The organism is Kyrpidia sp., from assembly GCF_023512215.1.
Lineage (GTDB): Bacteria > Bacillota > Bacilli > Kyrpidiales > Kyrpidiaceae > Kyrpidia > Kyrpidia spormannii.
In genome coordinates this window covers 1-22,232 of sequence record NZ_JAILZZ010000049.1, presented here as the reverse complement: position 1 = coordinate 22,232, position 22,232 = coordinate 1, and the positions used below count along the sequence as shown (strand labels likewise).

Here is a 22,232-nt window from a genome sequence, read left to right as displayed (position 1 = left end):
AGAAGCCGGGCTCGGCGACCACGTGGCAGACCACGGACCGGCACTCTTTTACCACAACGCGGCTGGAGCGCCCTTTACCGCCACCTATATCCAAGCCAAAGGAGACCCGATCACCGACTTGTATGAAGATATTGCCGCCGAAGAGAAAGCCCGGGCGACGTACCAATGGTTGATCGACATGTCCGATGATCCGGATGTGAACGACGCCCTGAGATTTCTGCGGGAGCGGGAAGTGGTCCACTCCCAGCGATTCCGGGAGGCCGTTGAAATCTTAAAACAGGAGCGGGAACAGCCACATATTTTCTAATCCCAGTTCCCGGCGATTCCTTTGACGGGGTTCCGTATGACCTCGCCTCCTTCGGTTCAGATTAATCGACGAAGGAGGTCGGGACCGTGCGCAGAGCCATTCATTTCGCGGCCGCGATCCTCATCGCGGTCCTTTGTTTATGGGGGAGTGTAGCCCCTTCCGCTCAAGGGTTCGCCAACTGGAACTGGAACATGATGCGGGGCAGTCGGGGTGCGGACGTGACGGAGCTGCAAGGCCGGCTCCGCTACGTGAACTATTACCACGGAGCCATCGACGGGGTGTTCGGATGGCAGACCTATTGGGCCGTGAGAAATTTCCAACGCGATGTCGGTCTGCGAGTGGATGGGATCGCCGGTCCCGCCACCAAAGCGGCTCTCGTGCAAAGGTCCCGGGGATACCGACCGGCCCCCGCCCAAACTTCGGCCCCGCCGGCCACCGGTGTGGGGCGATTTTCCGCCCGGGACATCGATCTGTTAACCCGGTTGGTCTACGGGGAGGCCCGGGGAGAGCCCTACGTCGGCCAAGTCGCTGTCGCGGCCGTAGTCCTCAACCGCCTGGAAGATCCCCGTTTCCCCCACACCATCCCGGGGATCATTTTTCAACCCGGGGCCTTTACCTCCGTCTCGGATGGACAGATATGGCTCACTCCGGACAGCGAGGCCAGAAAAGCGGCCCTGGACGCCATCCGGGGGTGGGATCCCACCGGCGGAGCGATTTACTATTTTAACCCGGCCACCGCCACCTCCCGTTGGATTTGGTCCAGGCCCCAAATTAAACAGATCGGCCGGCACATTTTTACGCGATAAGAACGAACGCGTCGGGCTCGAAACAGCGGCCGCCAGAGGAGGTTCGCCGATGAACGCCAAACCCCTCTATTACATCGCCCTGGGAGATTCCATCACCGCAGGCAAAGGCGTGCCCGAGGGGGCGGCTTATCCCAACGTATTGTTTCGCCACCTGCGCCACAGCCCGGATTGCCGCCTGGAAAATCTGGCCATCTCCGGGTTGACCAGCGGCGAGTTGCTCACTTTGGTGAGAAACCGATTCGCCCAGCGGCTGGCGTCGGCCAACTGCATCACCCTGTCGATTGGCGGCAATGACCTCTTGCGGCGGCTCATCACCGGTCACCGCAATCCCTACAGTTATGTACGAGCTGTCCAGCAGCTCTGGCCCACCACCGCTGCCCTCATGGCGGAGATCCGGCGGCACGCCCCTTCCGCCCGGGTATTTGTTCTCGGCTTTTATAATCCTTATCCGGCGTCTTGGCGGGGCTTTCGCACGACGGAGTGGCTGATCCGGCGCCTGAACCGGGAGTACGCCGCCCGGGTCGCCGGACCGTGCGTAGAGTTTATCAACCTGCAGGAGATCCTGCCCGGAGCCTCTCAGGGGTGGCTGTGCGACGGCGTTCATCCCACGGTGGCCGGACACCGCCGGATCGCCGGAGCACTCTTTGACGCCTATCGGAAGACTTTGCCTAAAGAGTTGGGTTCTGGTCGCCTCATCCCGTCCGCTTATCGGGGTCCACGGGGTGTAAAGCCGAAATCCGCGTCTTAATATCTGGCAAGGGCTCCCGGACGAGCATTTGTTTGAATCCGTAAAAATGAAAGGGCAGGATCGGCCAAAAGTACGGGACTCCAAAGGATCGGCTCCTCCCGAGAAGCGCAAACCAACCGAGGATGCCAACGACGCACCCCCACGGACCGATCAGCGTGGTCAGGATGAGGAGCATCATTCGGACCAGGCGGTTGGCGGCGGCAAGCTCGGGACTGGAGGTCGCAAAGGATGCCACAAAGGTGACGGCCATGAACACCATGACTTCGGCGCTGTAAAGCCCTACGGTCACGGCGGTTTGGCCAAAAATGACGCCGGCCACGATGCCGAGGGCGTTGCCCAGTGGCATCGGGGTATTGATCACCGCCCGACGAAGAATATCCATACCCATCTCAGCAAAGACCATTTGCATCCAGATCGGAATAGAGCTCTCCTTATGGGGTACCACCCAATGAAGCGCAGGCATCGACGGGGCCAATTGGATCAGGGCCAGCCACACCGGAGGCAGCAGTACCGACAAAATAACGCTCAGCAGCAAGATCCATCGCATATATGTACCGCTGAGGGGAGTCTGATGGTAATCCTCCGGGTGCTGCACGTGGTCCACAAAGGTGGTGGGAAGAATGATCACCTCCGGAGACGTGTCCACGAAGATGGCCATATACCCCTGTAACAGATGGGTCGCCACCACATCCGGCCGTTCGGTATACCTGGCCATGGGATAGGGGTTCCATTTGTTGTCGATGAGGAACTCTTCGATCGACTGTTCCGCCATCGGGATCCCATCTACCCGGATCCCTTGGATTTTCTTCCGAACCGCGGCCAACAGATCCGGATTCACGATGTCGTTGATGTAGACCAAACACACATCCGTCTTCGAACGCTGTCCCACCTGATGCAACTCGAAGCGAAGCCCGGGGTCCCGTAACCGCCTGCGCGTCAAGGCCACGTTCGTGACCAGGGTTTCGGTATATCCATCCCGCGGGCCTCGAACCACCCGCTCCACGGCGGGATCATCCGGGTTTCGCGCCGGATAGAGGCGGGTGTCCACCAGGATGGCCTCGGATTGCCCATCGACAAAAATGGCGATGGGCCCGGACATGATGTTGATCAAGGCCTTTTCGAGGTCCTTGGTCCGATCGACCTGAACAAAAGGCAGTTCAGCGTAGATCGCATCTCCCAGGGCCTTGGTTCCGTGCACTTTATTTTCCGCCAGCCGTTGGGCGACCCTTTCCACCGCTTTGACGATGTCAAACACGAATAAACTCTGGAAAAATCCGTTTAAGCCGTACACGGCCAGGCGCATACCAGAGAAATCGATGGGCCGGTACAGGACGTCAAAACTTACACCCACGCCGAGAGTTTGGTTCACTTCCTCTACGACGCGGTCCAATTCGGCATTGATCGGCCGCACCGCACTGCCTCCCTTTCTTCATTCCCCCAGTTTCTCCCGATCCCGGGGCTAATAATCGGAAAGGGAAGCAAGCCGGTCCAAGTTCTCGTACGCCGCCAGCCCATTTCACCCGTATGCTTCGATATCAGTCGATCTGAGGCAGCGCATCAGTCTCTCCCCTCAGGTAGGCAATTTCTTCTCCGTAGTGGCCTTCCGGCGTTTCCAGGATCAAAGGCATGTCCCGCAGCACCTCATGGTGGCAGATCCGCCGCAGCACTTCGGCCCCGATGGAACCGTGCCCGATGTTTGCATGCCGATCCTTTCGGGAGTCAAAGGGGTTTTTGCTGTCATTAATATGAAACACCTTCAGGCGCTCAATGCCGATCACATCGTCAAAGGTATAAAGGACTTTGTCAAAATCCTCCACGATGTCGTATCCCGCGCTGTACCAGTGGCAGGTATCCCCGCACACTCCGAGGCGATCCGAACGTTCCACCCGGTGAATGATCTCCGCGATTTCTTCAAAGCGACTGCCCACCTTCGATCCATCTCCGGCCATCGTCTCCAGGAGCACCATCGGCCCCTCCGCCGCCTCATCCAGAATCCGGTTGAGCCCAGTGGCAATCCGTTCGATGCCGTATTCGATCCCCGCCCCGGTATGGGAACCCGGGTGAAAGACAATCCAAGGAATCTGAAGATAGGCGGTGCGGTCGATGTCCTCCCGCAGCAGGCCGATTCCGTACTCCCACGTGTCGTCTTTTGGACTGGCCAAATTGATCAGGTAAGGCGCATGCACCACCGGATCGCCAATCCCGTGTTCTTTCATCAACGCCCAGGCTTCATCCCGATGGAATTGTTCGATGGGTTTGGCCCGGCCCCCCCGATTGGAGCGGGTGTAAATCATGAGGGAAGTGGCTCGGTATCCGATGGACTCCTCCACCGCTGCCAGCAGACCCGTTTTCGCAATGGACACATTGGCCCCGATTTTCATCGTCAATCACCTCGTGGTATGAAAGGTCGCCCTGCCCGGCACCTTAAGAATATCATTCGATGCCCGGAGGAATTGAATGGCAAACTGTTGCTGGCGAATTTGTACTGCCCTTCTCACAGCCGTCCTCACCTGGGCCATGGTGCCCACGGCGAGCCTTGCCACACAAACCCAGGTCACTGTTCCTCAGGTTCCCCTCAAGGCCTTCTCCGAAGAAGGTGGCCCCGTATTGATCGACCCGGGACACGGCGGCATCGACGGGGGGACCTCGGTCGGTGGAATCCTGGAGAAGGACTTGGTGCTCGACATCGGGCTTCGACTTCGGGATGTCCTGTTAAAAGAAGGATGTCCGGTGGTGATGACCCGGGAACGGGACGAAGATGTGAGTCATCGTTACCCATCCCCCCTTCGCAGCCGCCACGCCCGGGATTTGCGCAACCGGGTCCGCATCGCCCGGGAAAGCGGAGCCCATCTGTTTGTGAGCATCCACGTCAATCACTCCTCGGCCTCCGGCCCCCGGGGAGCCGTGATCTTGCACGAGGCGAATGATCCAGCCGGCGCGTGGCTCGCCGAACTGGCCAAGAAACAGCTTTTCGGCATCACGGGACGGGCCATCGTGTTTCCAAACCGCTCGTTACACGTGCTCCGGCGAGCCCCGTGTCCGGCCATCCTGGTCGAGGTGGGTTATCTCTCAAACCCGACGGACCGCCAGGCGCTCCTCGACCCCGCTTATCGACAACGCTTGGCCGAAGCCCTGGCCCGGGCGATCCGCGCCTACCGGATCACTTCGCCGGTTCCGCCAGAAAGGCAGAAAAAAACGCCAATCCCCGCTTTCCAGGGGATGGCGCTGTGTGGTGGGCCTAAGTGGACTTGAACCACTGACCTCACGATTATCAGTCGTGCGCTCTGGCCAGCTGAGCTATAGGCCCGCAGGGCCCCCAACATCCTGGGGCACTTGGTCGGAACGGCGGGATTTGAACCCGCGACCTCTACCTCCCCAAGGTAGCGCGCTACCAGGCTGCGCTACGTCCCGATGGTGTCGAAGGCGGGACTTGAACCCGCACGGGTTTCCCCACACGCCCCTCAAACGTGCGCGTCTGCCGATTCCGCCACTTCGACATCACTGGTCGGAATGCAGGGATTTGAACCCTGGGCCTCACGGTCCCGAACCGTGCGCTCTACCAAGCTGAGCTACATTCCGACGGCAAAGACTACTATATCACGAGGGCCCGACCCTCGTCAACGGGTGAGAGAGAACTTTCACCGGCTCGACTCGGATCTGAATCGATGGTGTTTCACGGTCTGCCCTCCGGAGAAGGAGACGCCCTTCGGCTTTGAATCTTCGCGGCCGCCCGGCGCAGTACCCACCCGGAAACGACATACAGAATGGCGAATCCGACCACCATGTTCACGCCGATTCCGATGAAAAAGCCCACGCCTTGGGAAGCGAGCCAATGCCACATCGCCACGAACCCCTGGCCGTGCACATCCACCACGTGGCCGGCGTTCTTGGCCCCGACAAACAGTTTGCCTACCCAATAATTGAGGAACCACATGGGAACCGCTGCCGGCGCGGCAAACACATTGGCGATGGTGGTGGCCGCCTTGTTCGCCCGAAGAAAGACCGCGATGATCAAGGCCACCGCCAAGCCGATCCCCGGGGTGGGGATAAAATGCATCACCGCCCCCAAGGCGATCCCCTTCTGCACCCGCCGCTGCTCGTCCCGCACCCGCACCAGCCGCAGAAGGTAATACCGCATCCATCTGCCCAGACCGCGAAAAATCCCCCGCTCTCTCCCCTTCATTCCGCCCCCCGCCCCCACGGCATCCTGACAGTACGACGTTCATTATACCGAGAACCCCGTCGAATGCGCAAGGATGGGGGCCAAATCGACCACGCCCACCGGGGGAGGCCCACCCCCTTTCCGGGACGCCGGCCCCAGGGGGCCGGGACATCGAACGTCAATCCCGCACCTTATCCTGAGGCAAAGCCCACCGTTCTTCAATGCGAAACACTTTCCATGCCCCATAGGATAACGCCCATGCCAACCCAAACAAGACCACCAGTACATAGCCGACGGATCCGAGATCCAGTTCTTGAATCCGCGTCCAAAATCCGCTTGTCGTGCGAAGGTGGGAAGCAACGACCTGCACGAGTTCGACCGATCCAATCAACAGAGCTGCGGCCGCAGCTAGCCCTGTCACCGTCAGGTTGTAATAAATCTTCCGCACAGGATTGCGAAACGCCCAGGTGTACGCTTCCGACATGAAAATACCGTCCGCCGTGTCAAATAAACTCATGCCCGCGGCAAACAAGAGGGGCAACGCCAAAACCCCGACAACGGGGAGGCCACTTTGCCCGGCCCCGGCCGAGAGAGCCATGAGCGACACCTCACTGGCTGTATCAAAGCCTAAGCCAAATAGGAATCCGATCGGATACACATGCCAACTGCGGCCGACAAACCGCAGGAGCGGGGTGACGAGCCGGGCGATCAACCCCCGGGCGTGGAGCAATTCTTCCAGCCGGCCTTCTTCGTTCACCCCCTTCCGCATCCGGAAGAAGACCTGCAGAATTTGGATGAGAATCATGAGATTCACGACGCCGAGCACCAGGAGAAAACCCCCGGACACCGCGGTCCCAATCACGCCCCCCACCGCTTGTAGACTCGGCATCGCCCGGATCGCCCAGCCCGCGGCCAAGGCTGTCGCCACCGCCATCAGGCAAACCACCGTCGAATGGCCGACGGAGAAAAAAAACCCCACTCCCCTCGGGTTCCTTCCTTGCTGGAGGAGTTTTCGAACCGTGTTGTCAATCGCAGCAATGTGATCGGCGTCGAAGGCGTGGCGAACGCCCAGGGTATACGCAAGTAATCCCAGCCCCAGCAAGGTGGGGTGAGCAGGAACCACGGCCGCCAGGCTGGCGATCCCGGCCGCGTGCAACGCGGCCACCGCCGTCCCGTACCCTAGCCAACTTCCTTTCTTCTGCAACGTTTTCGCGCCCACATTCACCGGTTCCTTCACCCCCTAGTTGTTGCCACATCCCGTGGCACCATCGAGGCCTTTTGGCCTAAGTTTTCAGCCTCCACCTTCTCTCAACTTGGCCAAAGCCACAGCCGCCTGCCCGGCCGCCAGGCCCCCGTCCCCCGCCGGCCACCTCCTGGGGATGAGCACCCGCAGTCCCCGGTTCTCTAGATCCTCCACAAACCAGCGCAACAACCAACGGTTCTGCCAAACCCCACCTCCCACCGCGATCGTCGACACACCATGCCGCGTCGCCGCCCGGAATGCCGCTTCGGCCCACGCCGCCGCGAATCCCCGGTGAAACTTCGTCGCCACCCGATCCTGTCGCCCGGCGGCTAAATCCAAACACACTGCATCGAGGATCACCGGCGAGACCATCCAACGGCCGTCCCGCTCCGTTATATGAAAATTGTATCGCTCTTTGACGCCCGGGTCTACCTGTGCCTCCAAACCCATCGGCAGCTCTCCCTCAAAGGTCGCCTCCGTTCTCCGGCTCTCCAAAGCTCCCACCACATCAAACAGCCTTCCGGCACTGGAAGATCGATAGCCCGGGTATCGGCTCTTCAGCACCCGAATCAAAGCCTCCAAACTCCGGGCCGGGATGCCGAGCCGGTCGACCACAAAGTCCGCCCAACGGTCCCACAAGTCTAAAGCATAGAAATAATTCACCACCAACCGCCACGGTTCCCGGGTCCCCTGATCCCCCACCACCATTCGGAGGGGTTCCAAATGCCCGATCCGCAGCACCGAGCGACAGTCGCCAAGAAGCATCTCCCCGCCCCAGATTCCGCCATCTTCCCCATAGCCCGTACCGTCTAGAATGACGCCGAGTACTGGCCCCGTCGCCCGGTGTTCGGTGATGACCGCCGCCAAATGGGCGTGGTGGTGCTGGACACCCAAGGTTTTCTCCCAATTCCCGAGGGCTTCCGCCGTACTGACATAGCCGGGATGCAGATCGTGAGCCACCACATCTGGGGCAACCCCCAGAGTTTCCAATTGCCATTCGATCTGGCGTCGGAAACCCTCCCGGGCCCTTGGCGAATCCAAGTCCCCGATGTGCGGGCTGAGCCATAATTTTCCCTTCGCCGCCACCGCCACGGCATTCTTGAGGTCCCCGCCCACCGCCAGCACCACGGGCGCAGCCTCGTCCCCGCGTCCAATCCGAAATCCTTCCGGGACCATACCCCGACCCCGCCGTATCACCCGAGGGACATCCCCGTCCACGTAAAGAACCGAATCATCCACCGGCCGGAGAATCGGACGGTTGTGAACCAAAAATCCCTCCGCCAGTCCAGCTAAGCGCCGCAGGCCGTCTTCCACCTCATAAGCAAGAGGTTCCCCACTGAGATTTCCGCTGGTCATGACCAAGGCGGACAAATCCGCATCTTCCATGAGCAACACTTGAATCCCCGTATAAGGGAGAAATACGCCCAACCGGTCCATCCCGGGCGCCACCTCGCCGGCCACCGGCGAATCCGGGCGCTTTTGGAGAAGGACAATCGGCCGCACCGCCGACGTCAGCGCCTGCCATTCTCCAGCACTGGGTACGCAGTGTACCTTCACCGCCTCCGAGCTCATCATCACGGCAAAGGGTTTAGTAGGTCTGTGCTTTTTCACCCGGAGCCGGCGAACCGCCTGCTCATTCAGGGCGTTCACGGCCAGGTGAAACCCGCCGATTCCGAGCACGGCCACGACACCCCCGGAACGAAGGACATCTTTGGCCGCCTTCAAGGCGTCTTCCCCGGTCTTCTCGCCCTCGCCCCCCTCACCTGGAATCCACCGCAACACCGGACCGCACCGGGGGCAGGCGGTGGTCTGGGCGTGAAACCTTCGGGAGCCCGGATCCCGGTAGTCCCGCAAACACTCCGGACAAAGCGGAAAATCCTCCATTACCGTGGTCTCCCGGTCGAAGGGCAGCCGCTTGGACACGGTATACCGGGGACCGCACTGGGTGCAAGACGTAAAGGGATATCGATAGTAGCGGCTGGTTGGCTCCGCCATGTCCCGGAGACAATCGGGACAAATCGCTAAATCCGCCGGAATACCAAACGAAACCCGGTCTCCGTCCTCGGACGATACAATTTTTAAATCTGGGTAACCCACTGGGCGCAGTCGTTCCACCCCGAGATCGTCGATCCGGGCTGCCGGGGGAGCCTCGCTCTGAAGTCGACGCAAAAACTGGGCGAGATCTCCACCGCACCCCTCCACATCCACGGTGACGATGGACCCCCGGTTGCACACTTCTCCCGTGAGCCCTATCTCCGAGGCCAAGCGGTACACGAAGGGGCGGAACCCCACCCCCTGCACCGTCCCCGCCACTGTCACCCGCACCCTCTCGGTCATGCCCGGGCGCCTTCCTCCGATTCCCGGGGTGCCACACCACGTTTTTCTGCCGCCCGGGTGAGAATCCACTCCAGCCAGCCCTCCATCCCCTGGCCCGTGCGGGCAGACACTTCAAGCACTTCAATTTGGCCATTCACCGCAGTGATGTTGCGGCGCAACTCTTCGAGATCGCAGTCGAGATGGGGAGCCAGGTCCGTTTTGGTGATCAGCGCCAACCTCGCTTTGTGGAAGATGGCCGGATACTTGAGCGGTTTGTCCTCACCTTCCGTCACGCTGACCAACACCACCTTGCCGTCCTCGCCGAGATCGTAAGAGGTCGGACAGACCAAGTTTCCAACATTTTCGATGATCAGAAGTTCCAGGTCTTCCCCGTCCACCGCTTCGAGGTGCTTTTCGATCATGTGAGCCTCCAGGTGGCACGTCCCGCCGGTGACGATCTGCTTGACCTCCGCCCCATGCCCCGCCAGTCGCCGGGCGTCATTGTCCGTTTGCACGTCCCCCACCAGGACCGCGGCCTTGATCCGCCCCTTTAGCCCTTCTAACGTCTTTTCCAGAAGGGTGGTCTTTCCGGAACCCGGTGAACTGATCAGATTCAGCACAAAAATGCCCCGGCTCCTCCACGTATCCCGTAGCCGCTCCGCAATCTCATTATTGGCTTCCAGGACACTCCGGTTCACATCCACTTTCACCGACATCCACCTCCATGGACAAAATCTCCAACGCATCGCCGGCCACCACGTCCACCTTGGACGACCGGCACGCAGCGCACGCAAAAACCACCTCAGAAGTCACAGTTTTATGCCCACACTCGCGACACAACAATTGAAGGGACTCCTCTTCAATAGTGAACTCCGCCCCCCGGGTCTCCTCCCGGTCTTCCCGCAGGATGCCGAGGCAGAAAAGCAAATTCTCAGGTTCAATCTGAACCAACCGCCCCACCCGAACCACCGCCGACCGAACCCGGGAACCCAGGCGGGCCGCTTCTTCCGCAGCAATGGTCACGATGCTCTCCGCAATGCTCAGCTCGTGCATCCCCTCCACCCCAGGTCAGCAGATTCGCGGCAGTTGCTCCACCGCCAACAGATCCAACACCCGCACCGCACCCAAGAGAGTCTCAAGGCTCGCCAACCCCGGGAGCTCCCCGGTGACTTCCCCGATGATACGCGCCTCGCGCCCTTCCTTGACCCGCCTCATCCTCCGGACCACCTCCTCGGCCTCTTCCGGCGCCACCACACACACGAGCTTCCCTTCGTTGGCCACATAAAGCGGATCAATCCCCAGGGCCTCGCAAAGCCCCCGCACCTCATCCCGGATCGGCACGTCCCGTTCCCGAATGCGCAGATTCAACCCGCTGCTTTGGGACAACTCGTTCAGGGTCGTCGCGAGCCCTCCTCGGGTGGGATCCCGCATGCAGCGAATCCCGGGAACATCCCGCACCGCTTCCACCAAATCCCGCAAACAGGCGGTATCGCTTTCAATCTGGGTGTCGAATTCCATCTCGAATCGTTCGATCATCACGCTGGCTCCGTGGTCTCCGACACTGCCGGAAAGGATCACCACATCCCCTTCCCGGATCCGGTGCGGTCCCCAGTCGATCCCTTCCGGGATCCGACCGATCCCGGAGGTGGTGATGTACAGCCCGTCCGCAGAACCTCTCTCCACCACCTTCGTGTCCCCGGTCACCACCTGCACCCCGGCCACCGCGGACGCCGCTGCCATAGACTCCACCACTTCAACCAAATCCCGGACCGGCAACCCTTCTTCCAAGATAAACGAAGCACTCAGATAAAGTGGGGTCGCTCCCCCGACCACCAGGTCGTTCACCGTGCCATTGACGGCCAGGTCGCCGATATTGCCGCCGGGAAAACGATACGGTTTCACCACAAAAGCGTCCGTGGACATGGCCAAGCGCCCCCCTTCTCCGGGCAGAATCGCTTGGTCATTCATCCCTTCCAAGTATGGATTTCTAAAATATTCCAGAAACAATTGTTCGATCAGTTGGTGGGTCAGGCGCCCCCCGGTTCCATGAGCCAACTGAATGGTTTCCGGAAGGGTATGCGCCCGAGGTGGCGTCCGTCGTTCCTCCATCAGCCCAACATCCCTCCTGCCGCCCGTTTTAGAAACTGATATTTGTAATAAGCGGCACACGTCCCTTCCGAAGACACCATGCAGGTCCCGATGGGATTGTCCGGAGTGCAAGCCGTGCCAAAGGATTCGCACTGCCAGGGCTCTTTCACACCTTTTGTGATCTCTCCGCAAATGCAAGCCGGGGATTCCTGGGCCGGGGAGAGGGTGAGCGCCGATTGAAACTTAAATTCCGCATCGTAGTCCCGAAACTCCTCCCGGATCGCCATTCCGCTTCGAGGGATCGTCCCGATGCCCCGCCACTCTTGATCCACGGGCTCAAAAATCCGGTTGAGGACAGCCCGGGCCCGGACATTGCCCTCGGGCTTCACCGCCCGGGAGTACTGGATCTCCACTTGGCGACGCCCTTCTTGGCGCTGTTTGAGAATCATGTACACCGACTGGAGAATATCGTTGGGCTCAAAGCCGGAGATCACCACCGGCCGGCCAAACTCTTCTGCAATAAACCGGTAATCTTCACTGCCCACCACCGTCCCCACGTGACCGGGGCCGATGAAAGCATCGATTTGCACATCCGGATCCTCCAGCAAAAACCGGATCACCGGCGGAACCAAAACGTGGTTACACAACACGGAATAGTTCCGAAGGCCCAGCTCCCGGGCGCGCAAAATGCTGAAGCCATTGGCCGGAATGGTCGTCTCAAACCCCACCGCAAAAAACACCACTTCGAAGTCCGGGTGTTTTTCCGCCAAGGCCACGGCATCAAGACTGGAATAGACCATTTTGACCTGGGCGCCCTTGGCCTTCTCCTTCAGGAGTGTCGACTCAGACCCCGGCACCCGCAACATATCCCCGTAGGTGGCGATGATCGTCTTCGGTCGCCTGGCCAGGGCAATGGCGCGATCGATTTTTTCAATGGGCGTCACGCATACCGGACATCCGGGACCGTGCAGAAAACGAATCTGCGGCTCCAGCACTTGGTCGATCCCCGCGCGAAAAATCGCATGGGTGTGCCCGCCGCAGATCTCCATGATGGAAATCGGCTCCTCAGCCAGTCTTCTGATCTCCTCGATCAGATGTTCGGCCATCGCCGGGTCCCGATACTCGTCGACGTACTTCATCCCCTCGGATCACCTCCTCCCGTCTCCGCCTCCAACTCCTCTCGAAAATACGTTTCCAGCATCTCAAGGGTCTCCCGGGCTTCGGCCTCGTCGATCGTTTGGAGGGCAAACCCTACGTGCACCAGCACATATTGACCCACCCGGACATCGTCCAAAAGCTCCAGACTCACCCGGCGCTTCACCCCGCCCATGTCCACCATGGCCGTGCGCCCTTCCCCTTCGATGGACAGGATTTGCCCCGGTACTGCCAAACACATCCCGAATCCCTCCTTTCAACCATTCTCCTCGATGCCATAAAATCGATCGTTCAAAGCCCATTTTCCGCGAATATGCGCGACAAGTCCGGGATCCGTTTCACCTATCCAGGGAATGTCACCGGCAAAATCGAAGGGCAACTTTCCCGCGGCAACGCACCAGGCGGAGAACGCTTTGAGCACCCCGAGGTGCCGGTCCAATTCCGCGCTCCCCGCCCCGGAGAGCGCCAATCGGTACAGCATCTCCTCAACAGATTCGCGCAACTTCCCCCGATCGGGTTCCTCCCCGGCGACCTCTTCAACATGTCCTGCCAGCCAAGCACCTAGCGTCTCCCGCGCCCTTACCCTTGCCCCATCTTCATCCGTTCGCTCCGGCCTTCCGTATCCCTCCGCAAACGCCCCCCCGGCGAGATACTCTTCCACCCACCCATGCCATGTGTCTTTCTTCACGGATCAAGCTCCTCCACGAGGCGGTTGAACAATCGATCGCAGGCCTGTTGGACGGGTGGCGACAAGGACTCCCCGAACTCAAGGCCTTTGACTTCAATCCCATAGAGTACGATATCATCGAGATCCAGAGGATCCGGGCTGATCTCGCAGTACAGGCGAATCACCTGCTCAATGCCGAAATCGTGGGAGGACCGGGCCGGCCAGAACTCCACCTGCCTTCCCGGAATCCGGTACACCTCCCCAGGGTGCCCCCCACTCTGCACCGCATCGAACACCTCAATGCGTCCGGCCCCATCGAAGGCATTAAGCAAATTCAATCCCCCCGTTCCCCCATCGATCAGCACCACGGGTCGACCCTGACGAGACAAACTCCCCCGGGATTCCCGAAGACGAGAGAAACGACGGAGCAGGTATGTCCCCGCCCCGTCATCTCCCCACAAGGGATTGCCCAAGAAGATCATGTGGATCGGCTGCAACATCCTCGCTTTAGACCCCTCACAACCCCAAGGTGAACCGCTGGACCTCCCGGCCGCCCTGCACGGCGTGCACCGTGCAGACCAGGCACAGGTCGTAAGACCGCAGGGCATGCTGCAAGCCCACGGGATTGGTCGGGTCCTCCACCGGGATGTCCATCACCGTCTGCTCCACGGCTCCGGGCTGATCCAAGGCGTCCCGGGGTCCGATATTCCAGGTAGTCGGTGCAATGATCTGGTAGTTCACGATCCGGTTATCTTTGAATTCCGCCCAGTGGGCCAAAGCTCCCCGATGCACCTCGTGCCAGCCGAAAAACATCCCATCTTTGACCAATCGGGGCGTTTCCCGGTAAAAGGGTCCTTTAGGATGAACGGATTTAATCCAATCCCGAATGACCACATGCCCGGTCATAATTTCGTGAATCCGGGCGAACTGGCGCAAAAACACGCTGGGACCAAGTTTTTTCTCCATATCCCGGATCAGGGGATCTCCCTGAGTGAGCAACCGGGCGAAGGGTCCCACCTCCACCGCCAGCCCCCGGAACCGGGGCGCCTTGGCAAAGGAATATTTGTCCCCCGGATTCTGGAGATCAGCAATCGGCTCGGTCTGCCCCTGGGACGGGTGGAACGGTCCCTCGCCCTGATAGAAGGAGTGGGCGTGGTGCTCCATGATCTGCTGTTGGAACTCCAGCGGATCCCCCACGGGCTCGTACGTGCCATTGTACATGAAGGCGCTGGAGTACAAACCACCCGGATACCAAAACTGGCCCGGCTCCGTCTCGTAAGAGGGGTACCCCAGAAAATACCCCGTTCCCCGGCCCCAGGTGTGCCAGCCGAAATGCAGGGCTTGCCGGATGAACAACCCCAAGTCACTGTCTTCGTGATCCCCGCGGCCGAGCCATTCCTGGAGGTCCTCCCAAGTGCGGATCGCTAGGTAATCCTCTAATTTCCCGTGCAAAATATGCTTTTCGATAAAATGTTCCCGGACATCTTGCAAAATGCCCAGGGATTTGGTGATATCCCCAAGGGTCGGGCTGCTGGTCACACCGCCGGGGACAAAGGAGGCGGGATGCGGCTGTTGACCGGCAAAAATCGCGGTGATTTCCACGACCTTTTTCGACCAGGCCACCGCGGCTCGGTACGAGGTCCCTGTAAAGGGTTGCATGCGCTCCTTGAGCTTCTCGTACTCACTCCACCCGGAGTAAGCTTCGTTGACCATATCCGGCCCGAACAGCAACCAATGATGCCGGATCCCGCTCATGTGGCTCTCCGTCGATCCGACGATATTGCGCACGATCCGGGCCTGAATCGGTAGGTCCACCCCGCCGATCCCGTTGCCGCTGGCCATATCCACCAGTTTGACGGCGCTGGTGATGTGCCCGATCCCGCAGATTCCACAAATCCGGGGCGTCATGGTAATGCCGAGCCATGAATCTTTCCCTTTAAGGATCTTTTCGAACCCCCGGAACATCACCGCCCGGGCCTCAGCTCGGGTGACCCGGCCGTCTTTAATGTCAACTTCAAAATCCAGATCGCCCTCCACCCGACCGGCCGGGCTGATCCGAATTCGTTGCTGCCCCTTTGTTTTTGCCGCCGACATCTGGGCTCCTTCCGCCACGGACATCCTCCCCTTCTATCGATTCATCGATAGCCTTTCGCAATTCCTTCAGTCGCTCAGCACCTTGATCTCTTCAATCCCCACCAGATTTTGGGGCCGACGATCCACCTCAGGACTGAAGAGCACCTTTCGCTCTTCCAGTTCCGCCGGAGTCGCCACATAACTGAAGATCTTCCCGAGGCCATAGGGCAGAACCCGGGAATCTTCCCGCATCGGGGTCAACTGCTCCCGGCTATAAAAAGGCCGCTCCACCGAATAGTTCTCGTTGGGCCACCCGATGTCCGTACATCCGAGACACGGTGATCCCACCCGGGTCTTGCTCGATTGCCGATTCCACAACCGCACGTTGCAGTCCGAATGCGTGTACGGTCCCCGGCAGCCTTTGTCAAAGAAGAGACAACCTTGTTGCGTGAAACTCTTTACGGAATGTTTGTGGTCGTAGTACTCGTTATTGGTGCACCCCGTGTGGGTCATCTTTCCATAGAAGGCCCGTGGACGCGCATATTCGTCCAATTCGAGGAGCGGCCCGAGCCCCTCGGCGATAGCCATCAAGGTCTGCAACTGCCAGTCCGGATGAGCCGGACAGCCGGTGATGTTCACCACGGGCAACCCCGCCCGGGATCGATACTCGGCCCCGAGAAGACCCCCGTGCTGTTTATTTAAGTATTGAAGCCCCACGGCATCGGTGGGATTCGGATCCATGGCCGGAAATCCCCCGTGGGTGGCGCAATCGCCCACCGCCACCACGTATTCCGCCACAGCCGCCAGTTCCTGCACGATATCCTTAATGGGGCGGTCGGCAAAGGTGTTGTACAACCCCGTCCCATTCGGCCCAAGGGGAATGGCCCCTTCCACGACGAAAATATCGAGCTTGATTTCTTCATTGGCCAATTGGCGAAGCAATCGGTGCACCTGCTCCCCCCAGATGGGCGATAGGGAGGGATGGTACAACACATCCACGTCGTAACGGGTGATGAATTCCGTCAAATCCGGCTCTTCGGCGTTGAGCAATGACATGGTGTTGCCGCTGCACGCCTGGGCCTGCAACCAAAATAACGTCAGTCCCACGTGATTCCCCCCTATGGATAGATCGATGATCCGTAAAGGTGCCTACAATCAGACAAGTGCGGTGATATTGTTCTCAACTTTTTTGGTTTTCAGCCAAGTTGCGCAACATCGTAGACACAACCCGCAGCAGGCGCTGCACCGCCGGCTCTTTCAACATGCGCAGAATGCCAAACACCGAAATCACCGTCGTATCCTGATCAGCTTCCCGAATGGAACGCCCGACCACTTGGACCAAGTCGTCCAAAACGCCCGGGCGAATCGCATCCCCCAACGCCTGCAACGCCCGGAGCAACCCCGCCTGCTCCAGTTGGCGTAACGTTTTGAGCCCGGCGGAGATGGCGTCCGCCGAATGAGCCATCTCGGTCATCAGACGAAGCCACGCTGGCAAAACCGTCGCAGCCTCCAGCATATCCTGGCCGTCTAACATTGGCCGAATCTTCTGACTCACCATGTCAACCGGTTCGCGGATCGCCTCGGCAAAGCGTTCGAGATTGCCTTCATCGGAGGCCGCGGCTCGCACATAATGGGCTGCCCGTTCCACCCCATCGATCATAGCGACCAACTCCGGAAGTCTGTCGAGCAGCGCAACCAATGCCCGCTGCACTTCGACATCGTCCAGCTTCTCCAAAAGGGGATCCGCCGTCATCTCCAAAGCTTCGCGCATCGCCACACCACGCCCTCCTTTCCTATAATTTCGTCGAGGATGGAGACTGAGATCAAGTTGAGGAAACAATGGACTAGGATGATTGTACTATAAATGTTCTGAAAGAAATCATCAATAGTTCAATCGTACTATTTTCCGTAGAATGTAACCGCCGCGGTCATAGAAACTTTCTCGCCGCCGCTGTAGGAGCCCGGAGGAAATGAGGCGTAGTGGAGCAGAATATACTGATGGAGCGACACCACAACGAGGACTGATCGGGCGATCCTGCCCAGGCCGCCATTTTTAAAATGGGAAAACTCAGGAGGGAATGACGTGGGTAGTCTCGCAAACTCGATGATCGAACGCGAAGACCGATACGGGGCCCGGAATTACCACCCCCTTCCGGTCGTATTGACGAAAGGGGAAGGGGTTTGGGTGGAGGATGTAGAGGGTCGGCGCTATCTCGACATGCTGAGCGCTTATTCCGCCCTCAACCAAGGACACCGCCACCCCCGAATCATCGAGGCCCTCAAAGCCCAGGCGGACCGGATCACCTTAACCTCCCGGGCCTTTTATAATGACAAGCTCGGCCTGTTCTATGAACGGTTGGCCCAGTTGACTCATAAGGACACCATTCTCCCCATGAACACGGGAACCGAAGCGGTGGAAACCGCCATCAAAGCCATGCGCCGTTGGGCTTATCGAATCAAAGGCGTCCCCGAAAACCAGGCAGAAATTATTGTCGCCGCCGGGAATTTTCACGGGCGGACCACCACTGTGATCTCTTTTTCCTCGGAGCCGGAATACCAGGAAGGGTTCGGCCCCCTCACCCCGGGTTTTCGGGTCGTGCCCTACGGGGACGTCGAGGCCCTGCGCCAAGCTGTAGGCCCTCATACCGCTGGAGTGCTTCTCGAACCGATTCAAGGGGAAGCGGGGATCATCCTCCCGCCCGACGGATATCTTCGCGAGGTTCGGCGGATTTGTACGGAGAATGGGATTGTGTTCGCTGCAGATGAAATTCAGACCGGCCTGGGACGAACGGGACAGTGGTTTGCCTGCGACTGGGAAAATGTCACCCCCGATCTCTATATTCTGGGCAAAGCCCTGGGCGGAGGGGTGTACCCGGTGTCGGCGGTGGCCGCAAATCATGACATTTTGGGAGTTTTCGAACCTGGTTCCCACGGATCGACCTTCGGCGGCAATCCCCTGGCAGCAGCGGTGGCTGTCACCGCCCTTCAGGTCATCGAGGACGAAAACCTTGTGGAACGATCCCGAGAACTCGGGGCATATTTTCTGGTCCGACTACGAACCCTCCACCACCCGGCCATCCGGGAAGTCCGCGGGCGGGGACTGTTTATCGGCCTGGAATTGACGTCGCCCGCCCGGCCCTATTGCAAAAAGTTGAAAGACCGCGGCCTCTTATGCAAAGAAACGCACGAGATGACCATCCGGTTCGCCCCGCCTTTGGTGATTCAAAAAGAAGAGTTGGATTGGGCTTTTGAACAGATTGCGGAGGTGTTCCGCCCGGAGGCAGGGTGATTCCGGCCATCGGGCGGAGCGCACCCCCACATGCGGGTCTCATCCGCGGGCCTCAGGACACACCCGGCCGGGAGGGTGTCCAACACGTCCATGATTTATTCTTTCTTTTTTCACAACTTTTGCATTAAGATAGAGATGAGGGCTTGGCGGATGACACCGAAGGGGGGAAGACGCCATGGGGATTTCTTCTAAATTGGAGGGGCGATTCGGTCTCAATCATCGCCTTCCTTTTTCCGAAGATGTACAACACACCGTGAATCTTCTGATCTCTTCACTTCAGGACACTGGTTTTTCCGTTCCAGATGGGCCCGGATATAGTGCGCGAATCCACTATTATCCCATTACCCCAGCTCACGACGCCCCGATCTTCGCCTACCTCGAACTCACCGTGCGACTACAGGTGAGTTTCAGGCCAGACCCGTTGCGGAGCGCCCACGCAGGCGATGAACCTCCCTTACACCTCTTTCAACATTCCGGAGCCCTGGTCAGCCTCGGTCAACAAGGTACCATCGAAATCGCGTTTCACCACCGAACCAGCGGCAATCCCAATCCACCCAAAGCCACCGGCATCGCCGACGCCGTTCAAAGTTTGTGCTCACGAATCCGCGCATGGACCAAAGAGTTCCAGGCCCGCACTCACCACGGATAAAATCGGCCGTACATAGGCCACTGTGAGACAGACAGTGAAAACTGTAGCGCGCCTCCGGTCCCGCCTTCCGAAATGGCCTTACAAGTTTTCCTCAAAAAGTCGACCCGCCGCGCCCTCCAAATTCGCTGAGGGACACCAAACGGGCGGCTGGGCGGAGGCGCAGACAATTCTTTGTATCCATCTAAAAAAATAAAGGCCGCCCTCGTCGAGGTACAGCCTACGCGCGGAACTCTGGCGTGCCCGGAGAGATTCGAACTCCCGGCCTTCTGATTCGTAGTCAGACGCTCTATCCGGCTGAGCTACGGGCACAAGATTGTGGTGCGGCAGACAGGGATCGAACCTGTGGCCCCCACCGCGTCAAGGTGGTGCTCTCCCGCTGAGCTACTGCCGCGTCATACCCACCTCTGTCCCGGGGCCGCTCGGTCGCCCGGAAACGGGGTACGCATATTGTTGTATCACGAAACAGGACTGGTGTCAACGGGCAGTTTATACCTTTGAAGGTGCCGGCTCGTACCGCCCCACCGGATTGACCAAGGGGAGAAAACCTGTGATCCGGCATTCCACTTGATCCCCCGGCCGGATGACTGCCGCGCCGGGCGTTCCGGTGGACAGAATATCCCCGGGCTCAAAGGTCATGACCCGGGAATGAAAGGAAACGAGGAACCACGGGTCAAAAGTCATATTGGCCACCACGTTTTCCCTGTGCAATCGGCTGTTTAGATAAGTGCCTACCTTCAATCCCGCGAGATCCTCAACCTCATCCACCGTCACAAGTTCCGGTCCAAAACTGAAAAAGGTGTCGAAGTTCTTGGCTCGGGTTAAGAATCGCGGGTTCTTCTGCAGAATATCTTCGGCCGTCATGTCCAACACGGGCACAAATCCTGCCACCACCGACGGCGCCTCTTCCGGGGCAATGTCTCTGCACCGCCGACCGATCACCACGGCGATCTCCGCCTCGGCCGTCACTCGGTCAGACTGCGGCGGCAGCAGGATCTCGTCGCCCGGTCCGATGATGGTGGTGTCTGCTTTCATAAAACTGGCCGGTTCTTCCATGGGGGGAGTCGCTCCCAGGTCGCCGGCGTGCTCGCGATAGTTTAGACCAATGCCCCAAATTTTGCGAGGATGTCTGTACAGCGGCCCTAAGCGACAATCCGACAGTGCGGTAGACGCTTCGACCCACCCGACCTGCTCCTGAAGACGGTGGATGTCGGTCACCAGATCGGGCAAACGTCCACTTTCTAACAGCATCCTCATTTCCGCGGGGTAATCCGTGCTCAAAAGGGCGTTCACGGCCCGTACGGGCAACACCCGGTTGTTCAATCGGACAGCCAGTTCTTCTCCGTTTGAATTGCATACGGTAACCAATCTCATCATGCGTCCTCCCGTGTCTTCTGCGTCCAAACACGTCGTAAAAACTTCGCCGCCCGTTGCAAGGATTCCTCCCGCTGGGGCAGTGCCCATGCTGCATTTGTAAAAAAACCGTGAATCAAGCCATCAACCCGTATCGACGTCACCTCGACACCTTCCGCCTGCAACCGGGCTGCGTAGGACTCTCCCTCGTCTCGCAGAGGGTCATACTCTGCTGTCAGAACGAAGGCGGGCGGCAGTCCTGCCAAGGATGCCGCCTTCAAGGGTGAGGCCCAGGGATGCTGGCCATCCTCGGGGCGCGCCAGATATTGATCCCAGAACCACTCCATGCCTTCTCGAGTTAAAAAATACCCGTCTCCGTTTTCCTGGTAGGAACGAGTTTGAAAATTATAATCCGTAATGGGATACACCAACACCTGGGCCCCGGGGATTGGACCTCCCTCATCCCGGGCCCGCAAGGCAACCACCGCTGCGAGATTCCCGCCTGCGCTGTCTCCTCCCACTGCCGTCATTCTCGGATCGGCGTTCATCGATGCTGCTTCCCTCACGGCCCAGCGAAAAGCATGAAATACGTCCTCCACCGCCGCCGGAAATCGGTGCTCAGGCGCGAGCCGATAATCCACCGACACGACTACACACTGTGCCAACTCCGCCAAGGCCCGACAGGTGTCATCGACCCCGTCGAGATCCCCCAGAACCCATCCCCCGCCATGTGCATACACCAGAAGCGGGTACGGGCCCGGACCCTCCGGCCAATAAATCCGAACCGGGACCCTTGACTGAGCACCGCTCGCAACCCGATTTTCCGCCTTTATTCCGGGCCGCTTCGCCAGACCCTGATTCCGCACCGCCGCCGCCCGGGCGGCCCGAAGCGCGACGGGATCGGCCCCCGCCTTGGGGGTGACCGCGGAAAAATCCATCTGGTCCAAAAGTTCGCGCACCCTAGGATCCAAGCTCACCTCGGACACCTCCCGACTGCCCTCTTTTTGGCTTTCCCGATTTCTAGACACAGCTGTTCATCCAAACCATCCATAATAGAAAAGAGCGACCCCCTTTGAGGAAGTCGCTATGCTGATTCCGGGAAAAAAGGTATTCGTAACATAAAACCTCATCAACTGTTCAAGACTTAAGGTCTACTGGAAACAAGTCTTGCCGCATGGCCAAGTTTTCGGCCCACACCGTTTCAGTGCTCGGACAATCCGGGATTGGAGGCGGCACCCGGATTCGAACCGGGGATGAAGGTTTTGCAGACCTCTGCCTTACCACTTGGCTATGCCGCCACTTATGGAGCGGAAGACGGGATTCGAACCCGCGGCCCTCGCCTTGGCAAGGCGATGCTCTACCCCTGAGCTACTTCCGCA

23 protein-coding genes and 8 tRNA genes are annotated in these 22,232 nt (G+C 59.3%); 6 read left to right on the top strand and 25 right to left on the bottom strand.

Features of this window, described 5'->3' with window-relative positions; all coding sequences use genetic code 11:
* The 3 genes from K6T64_RS13840 to K6T64_RS13830 form a co-directional block, all read left to right on the top strand.
* Positions 1-307: manganese catalase family protein (locus tag K6T64_RS13840; RefSeq protein WP_288010717.1), on the top strand; the 307-nt coding region annotated here is incomplete at its 5' end.
* A gap of 86 nt (positions 308-393) precedes the next feature.
* Positions 394-1,113 (top strand): spore cortex-lytic enzyme, encoded by a 720-nt coding sequence (gene sleB / locus K6T64_RS13835; RefSeq protein WP_100667486.1) that lies wholly within the window; start codon positions 394-396, stop codon positions 1,111-1,113.
* A 49-nt stretch (positions 1,114-1,162) separates the two neighbouring features.
* Positions 1,163-1,861: an SGNH/GDSL hydrolase family protein gene (locus K6T64_RS13830; RefSeq protein WP_288010716.1), complete on the top strand. Its 699-nt coding sequence runs from the start codon at positions 1,163-1,165 to the stop codon at positions 1,859-1,861.
* Here K6T64_RS13830 and K6T64_RS13825 read toward each other — a convergent pair.
* Both K6T64_RS13825 and K6T64_RS13820 read right to left on the bottom strand, forming a co-directional pair.
* Positions 1,806-3,272: a spore germination protein gene (locus tag K6T64_RS13825; protein WP_100667484.1), complete on the bottom strand. Its 1,467-nt coding sequence runs from the start codon at positions 3,270-3,272 to the stop codon at positions 1,806-1,808. The two genes, K6T64_RS13830 and K6T64_RS13825, sit on opposite strands and share 56 nt — an antisense overlap.
* Positions 3,273-3,396: 124 nt before the next feature.
* On the bottom strand, positions 3,397-4,242 hold the full coding sequence (locus K6T64_RS13820; RefSeq protein ID WP_288010715.1) for a deoxyribonuclease IV: 846 nt from the start codon (positions 4,240-4,242) through the stop codon (positions 3,397-3,399).
* Positions 4,243-4,318: 76 nt separating this feature from the next.
* Here K6T64_RS13820 and K6T64_RS13815 point away from each other — a divergent pair, with 76 nt between their 5' ends.
* On the top strand, positions 4,319-5,113 hold the full coding sequence (locus K6T64_RS13815) for an N-acetylmuramoyl-L-alanine amidase family protein (protein ID WP_288010714.1): 795 nt from the start codon (positions 4,319-4,321) through the stop codon (positions 5,111-5,113).
* Here K6T64_RS13815 and K6T64_RS13810 read toward each other — a convergent pair.
* The 17 genes from K6T64_RS13810 to K6T64_RS13730 all read right to left on the bottom strand — a co-directional run bounded on the left by K6T64_RS13810 (position 5,092) and on the right by K6T64_RS13730 (position 17,342).
* Positions 5,092-5,168 (bottom strand) — tRNA-Ile (locus K6T64_RS13810). The two genes, K6T64_RS13815 and K6T64_RS13810, sit on opposite strands and share 22 nt — an antisense overlap.
* Before the next feature lie 27 nt (positions 5,169-5,195).
* Positions 5,196-5,272: transfer RNA gene (locus K6T64_RS13805), tRNA-Pro, on the bottom strand.
* A gap of 1 nt (position 5,273) precedes the next feature.
* Positions 5,274-5,358: transfer RNA gene (locus tag K6T64_RS13800), tRNA-Leu, on the bottom strand.
* 5 nt (positions 5,359-5,363) lie between these two features.
* Positions 5,364-5,440 (bottom strand) — tRNA-Pro (locus tag K6T64_RS13795).
* A gap of 94 nt (positions 5,441-5,534) precedes the next feature.
* Entirely contained in the window at positions 5,535-6,044 is a 510-nt protein-coding gene (locus K6T64_RS13790; RefSeq protein ID WP_100667481.1) for a DUF2062 domain-containing protein, read from the bottom strand.
* A gap of 157 nt (positions 6,045-6,201) precedes the next feature.
* A complete protein-coding gene (locus K6T64_RS13785) occupies positions 6,202-7,248 on the bottom strand; it encodes a HoxN/HupN/NixA family nickel/cobalt transporter (RefSeq protein WP_288010713.1) in 1,047 nt (348 codons plus the stop codon).
* Positions 7,249-7,314: 66 nt separating this feature from the next.
* On the bottom strand, positions 7,315-9,603 hold the full coding sequence (gene hypF, locus K6T64_RS13780; protein ID WP_288010712.1) for a carbamoyltransferase HypF: 2,289 nt from the start codon (positions 9,601-9,603) through the stop codon (positions 7,315-7,317).
* The gene (gene hypB, locus K6T64_RS13775) at positions 9,600-10,292 is read right to left on the bottom strand and encodes a hydrogenase nickel incorporation protein HypB (RefSeq protein ID WP_407928394.1); all 693 of its coding nucleotides are present in this window, start codon (positions 10,290-10,292) and stop codon (positions 9,600-9,602) included. Before hypB ends, hypF begins: the two co-directional genes overlap by 4 nt.
* Positions 10,252-10,635, bottom strand: coding sequence for a hydrogenase maturation nickel metallochaperone HypA/HybF (locus K6T64_RS13770; RefSeq protein WP_100667479.1), 384 nt, complete (start codon positions 10,633-10,635; stop codon positions 10,252-10,254). Before K6T64_RS13770 ends, hypB begins: the two co-directional genes overlap by 41 nt.
* Positions 10,636-10,650: 15 nt before the next feature.
* The gene (hypE, locus tag K6T64_RS13765) at positions 10,651-11,691 is read right to left on the bottom strand and encodes a hydrogenase expression/formation protein HypE (RefSeq protein WP_100667478.1); all 1,041 of its coding nucleotides are present in this window, start codon (positions 11,689-11,691) and stop codon (positions 10,651-10,653) included.
* Positions 11,691-12,809 carry a hydrogenase formation protein HypD gene (gene hypD / locus K6T64_RS13760; RefSeq protein ID WP_100667477.1) on the bottom strand — a complete coding sequence of 373 codons (1,119 nt, stop codon included), beginning with the start codon at positions 12,807-12,809 and terminating at the stop codon, positions 11,691-11,693. The genes hypE and hypD overlap by 1 nt, the downstream gene beginning before the upstream one ends.
* Complete coding sequence (locus K6T64_RS13755) at positions 12,806-13,066, bottom strand: HypC/HybG/HupF family hydrogenase formation chaperone (protein WP_288010711.1); 261 nt, start codon at positions 13,064-13,066, stop codon at positions 12,806-12,808. The genes hypD and K6T64_RS13755 overlap by 4 nt, the downstream gene beginning before the upstream one ends.
* Before the next feature lie 15 nt (positions 13,067-13,081).
* On the bottom strand, positions 13,082-13,513 hold the full coding sequence (locus K6T64_RS13750; protein ID WP_288010710.1) for a hypothetical protein: 432 nt from the start codon (positions 13,511-13,513) through the stop codon (positions 13,082-13,084).
* Entirely contained in the window at positions 13,510-13,992 is a 483-nt protein-coding gene (locus K6T64_RS13745; protein WP_157935419.1) for a hydrogenase maturation protease, read from the bottom strand. Before K6T64_RS13745 ends, K6T64_RS13750 begins: the two co-directional genes overlap by 4 nt.
* 16 nt (positions 13,993-14,008) lie before the next feature.
* A complete protein-coding gene (locus K6T64_RS13740) occupies positions 14,009-15,610 on the bottom strand; it encodes a nickel-dependent hydrogenase large subunit (protein ID WP_170099290.1) in 1,602 nt (533 codons plus the stop codon).
* 42 nt (positions 15,611-15,652) lie between these two features.
* Complete coding sequence (locus tag K6T64_RS13735; protein ID WP_197945576.1) at positions 15,653-16,672, bottom strand: NADH-quinone oxidoreductase subunit B family protein; 1,020 nt, start codon at positions 16,670-16,672, stop codon at positions 15,653-15,655.
* 73 nt (positions 16,673-16,745) lie between these two features.
* Complete coding sequence (locus K6T64_RS13730) at positions 16,746-17,342, bottom strand: DUF1641 domain-containing protein (protein WP_288010709.1); 597 nt, start codon at positions 17,340-17,342, stop codon at positions 16,746-16,748.
* A gap of 327 nt (positions 17,343-17,669) precedes the next feature.
* Between K6T64_RS13730 and K6T64_RS13725 the strand changes: the two genes are divergently transcribed.
* Positions 17,670-18,854 (top strand): ornithine--oxo-acid transaminase, encoded by a 1,185-nt coding sequence (locus tag K6T64_RS13725; RefSeq protein ID WP_100667471.1) that lies wholly within the window; start codon positions 17,670-17,672, stop codon positions 18,852-18,854.
* Between the two features lie 175 nt (positions 18,855-19,029).
* Positions 19,030-19,503 (top strand): hypothetical protein, encoded by a 474-nt coding sequence (locus tag K6T64_RS13720; protein ID WP_288010708.1) that lies wholly within the window; start codon positions 19,030-19,032, stop codon positions 19,501-19,503.
* A 232-nt stretch (positions 19,504-19,735) separates the two neighbouring features.
* Here the strand turns inward: K6T64_RS13720 and K6T64_RS13715 are convergent.
* The 6 genes from K6T64_RS13715 to K6T64_RS13690 form a co-directional block, all read right to left on the bottom strand.
* Positions 19,736-19,812, bottom strand: a tRNA-Arg gene (locus tag K6T64_RS13715).
* Positions 19,813-19,819: 7 nt separating this feature from the next.
* Positions 19,820-19,894: transfer RNA gene (locus tag K6T64_RS13710), tRNA-Val, on the bottom strand.
* 95 nt (positions 19,895-19,989) lie between these two features.
* Positions 19,990-20,874: a fumarylacetoacetate hydrolase family protein gene (locus K6T64_RS13705; protein ID WP_288010707.1), complete on the bottom strand. Its 885-nt coding sequence runs from the start codon at positions 20,872-20,874 to the stop codon at positions 19,990-19,992.
* Positions 20,874-21,830 (bottom strand): alpha/beta hydrolase, encoded by a 957-nt coding sequence (locus tag K6T64_RS13700; protein ID WP_288010706.1) that lies wholly within the window; start codon positions 21,828-21,830, stop codon positions 20,874-20,876. The genes K6T64_RS13705 and K6T64_RS13700 overlap by 1 nt, the downstream gene beginning before the upstream one ends.
* Before the next feature lie 247 nt (positions 21,831-22,077).
* Positions 22,078-22,151 (bottom strand) — tRNA-Cys (locus tag K6T64_RS13695).
* A gap of 5 nt (positions 22,152-22,156) precedes the next feature.
* Positions 22,157-22,231: transfer RNA gene (locus K6T64_RS13690), tRNA-Gly, on the bottom strand.
* Position 22,232 lies beyond the last annotated feature (1 nt).

Bases quoted from the DNA above. Each gene is read 5' to 3' on its own strand.
- K6T64_RS13830 (WP_288010716.1), top strand. From the start codon at position 1,163: ATGAACGCCAAACCCCTCTATTACATCGCCCTGGGAGATTCCATCACC.
- K6T64_RS13820 (WP_288010715.1), bottom strand. From the start codon at position 4,242: ATGAAAATCGGGGCCAATGTGTCCATTGCGAAAACGGGTCTGCTGGCA.
- K6T64_RS13815 (WP_288010714.1), top strand. From the start codon at position 4,319: ATGGCAAACTGTTGCTGGCGAATTTGTACTGCCCTTCTCACAGCCGTC.
- K6T64_RS13790 (WP_100667481.1), bottom strand. From the start codon at position 6,044: ATGAAGGGGAGAGAGCGGGGGATTTTTCGCGGTCTGGGCAGATGGATG.
- hypF (WP_288010712.1), bottom strand. From the start codon at position 9,603: ATGACCGAGAGGGTGCGGGTGACAGTGGCGGGGACGGTGCAGGGGGTG.
- K6T64_RS13770 (WP_100667479.1), bottom strand. From the start codon at position 10,635: ATGCACGAGCTGAGCATTGCGGAGAGCATCGTGACCATTGCTGCGGAA.
- hypE (WP_100667478.1), bottom strand. From the start codon at position 11,691: ATGGAGGAACGACGGACGCCACCTCGGGCGCATACCCTTCCGGAAACC.
- hypD (WP_100667477.1), bottom strand. From the start codon at position 12,809: ATGAAGTACGTCGACGAGTATCGGGACCCGGCGATGGCCGAACATCTG.
- K6T64_RS13755 (WP_288010711.1), bottom strand. From the start codon at position 13,066: ATGTGTTTGGCAGTACCGGGGCAAATCCTGTCCATCGAAGGGGAAGGG.
- K6T64_RS13745 (WP_157935419.1), bottom strand. From the start codon at position 13,992: ATGTTGCAGCCGATCCACATGATCTTCTTGGGCAATCCCTTGTGGGGA.
- K6T64_RS13740 (WP_170099290.1), bottom strand. From the start codon at position 15,610: ATGTCCGTGGCGGAAGGAGCCCAGATGTCGGCGGCAAAAACAAAGGGG.
- K6T64_RS13725 (WP_100667471.1), top strand. From the start codon at position 17,670: ATGATCGAACGCGAAGACCGATACGGGGCCCGGAATTACCACCCCCTT.
- K6T64_RS13720 (WP_288010708.1), top strand. From the start codon at position 19,030: ATGGGGATTTCTTCTAAATTGGAGGGGCGATTCGGTCTCAATCATCGC.
- K6T64_RS13705 (WP_288010707.1), bottom strand. From the start codon at position 20,874: ATGAGATTGGTTACCGTATGCAATTCAAACGGAGAAGAACTGGCTGTC.